The sequence below is a fragment of the Actinomadura sp. 3N407 genome (assembly GCF_052245875.1).
GTDB lineage: Bacteria > Actinomycetota > Actinomycetes > Streptosporangiales > Streptosporangiaceae > Spirillospora.
In genome coordinates this window covers 1-1,556 of sequence record NZ_JBQQBP010000064.1, presented here as the reverse complement: position 1 = coordinate 1,556, position 1,556 = coordinate 1, and the positions used below count along the sequence as shown (strand labels likewise).

Genomic DNA, 1,556 nt, shown 5'->3' with positions numbered 1-1,556 from the left:
CCTTTCAGGGTTCGGATGTGCGCTCGGGGTCGGGGTCGCCGTATTCGCCGTGCCAGTAGGCCAGGCGTCCGCGGCGGCCCACGGCGCGTAGCCGGCGTTCGACGGCTTCCCGGACGGTTTCGGTGACAACGATGAGTACCTCATCGTTCTCGGCCAAGGTGGTGGTGGGGGCGGGGACCAGGGGTGCGCCCTCGCGGACGACCAGGGTGAGGGCGGCTGCGGGGGGCAGGCGGAGCTCGCTGATCTCCACGCCGTGCAGCCGGGAGCCGGGCGGGATGGTCAGGGTGAGCAACTCGGCGCCGAGCACGTCCAGTGGCGCGGCCTCGACGCGCACTTCGCGGGCTTGGCCCGGCGAGGTCAGGCCCAGCAGCCGCGCTGCGTGCGGAAGGCTGGGCCCTTGGACCAGGGTGAATGCCATGACCAGCACGAACACGATGTGCAGCAGTTCCCAGGCCCCTTCGACGCCGGACACGATGGGGAAGGTGGCCAGCACGATCGGCACGGCCCCGCGCAACCCGGCCCAGGACAAGAAGGCCTGTTTGCGCCAGGGAACGCGGAACGGCAGCAGGCAGGCCATGACCGAGATCGGCCGCGCGGCCAGCAGCAGCACCAGACCCACCGCCAGGGCCGCCCCGACAGACTCCGGCAACTGGCTGGGATTGACCAGCAGGCCGAGCATCACGAACAGGCCGATCTGGGCCAGCCAGCCGACGCCTTCGGCGAAGGACTGGGTGGCGGCGCGGTGCGGCAGCCGGGAATTGCCCAGCACCAGGCCGGACAGGTACGCGGCGATGATCCCGCTGGCATTGGCCGCTCCCGCCGCGGCGAACGCCACGACGCCGAACCCGACCGTGGCCAGCGGGTACAGCCCGGTGGCCGGCAGCGCGATGCCCCGCAGCGCCACGACGCCCAGGCGCCCGACCAGCAGACCCAGGGCGGCGCCTGCGGCCAGCTGGTAGAGCAGGCTGCCCAGCACGTCCCCGGGACTGGGCAACCCGCCGGCGCTGGTGCTGAACGCCAGCACCAAAATGATGGTCGGAGCGTCGTTGAGACCCGACTCGGCCTCCAGCAGGCCGCTGAGTCTGGACGGCAGCGGCAGAGCCCGCAGGACGGCGAACACCGCCGCGGCGTCGGTCGAGGACACGATCGCCCCCAGCAGCAGCGCCAGGCGCCACTCCATCCCCAGCAGCAGATGCGCGCCGGCCGCGGTGACCAGCATCGACACGGCCACGCCCGCGGTGGCCAGCACCCCGGCGGGGGCCAGCAGCCGCCGCACGCTGCGCCACGGGGTGGTCAGGCCGCCCTCGACGAGGATCAGGGCCAGCGCGCCGGTGCCCAGCGCCTGGGCCAGCTGGGCGTCGTCGAAATGCAGCCCCAGCCCGTCCTCACCCAAGATCACGCCGACGGCCAGGAAGAACAGCAGACTGGGCAGCCCCGCCCGATACGCCACGCGGGCCGCGGTGATGCTGGCCAGCAGCACCGAACCACCGATCAGCAGCGCCAGGTACAACTGCTGCAGGGTCATCGCCTCATCCCCCCGCCCCCGCAGCGTCCCT

General features: G+C 72.6%; 1 protein-coding gene. It reads right to left on the bottom strand.

Annotation, left to right across the window (positions count from 1 at the left end; genetic code table 11):
• Positions 1–4: 4 nt before the first annotated feature.
• A partial coding sequence (locus tag ACTWPP_RS44900; RefSeq protein WP_443110602.1) for a potassium/proton antiporter occupies positions 5–1,556 on the bottom strand: 1,552 nt, incomplete at its 5' end.